A 280-nucleotide genomic window follows, 5' to 3' on the forward strand; every position below is an offset into this window, starting at 1 on the left:
TCGCTGGAGATCCCTTTTACGGTTAATCCGCGATTGGTGCGGGGACTTGATTACTACACCCAGACCGCGTTTGAAATCAAAATGGCGGAAATCGGCGCTGTAGAAACGTTGTGCGGCGGCGGTCGCTACAATGGCCTGGTGGCAGAGCTTGGCGGCGAGGACATGCCGGGGATCGGCTTTGCCCTTAGTATTGAACGGTTGCTGCTCGCTTTGGAAAAACAGGGCATTGAGCTGCCAGTGGAGTCAGGCATCGACTGTTATTTCGTTGTCCAGACAGAAG

1 protein-coding gene is annotated in these 280 nt (G+C 54.6%); it reads left to right on the top strand.

Translation table 11 applies throughout. From position 1 onward, the window contains the following. Positions 1–280: ATP phosphoribosyltransferase regulatory subunit (locus tag MXD62_RS08485; protein ID WP_248828842.1), on the top strand; the 280-nt coding region annotated here is incomplete at both ends.

This window comes from Frankia sp. Mgl5, assembly GCF_023242985.1.
Classification (GTDB): Bacteria; Actinomycetota; Actinomycetes; order Frankiales; family Frankiaceae; genus Parafrankia; species Parafrankia soli.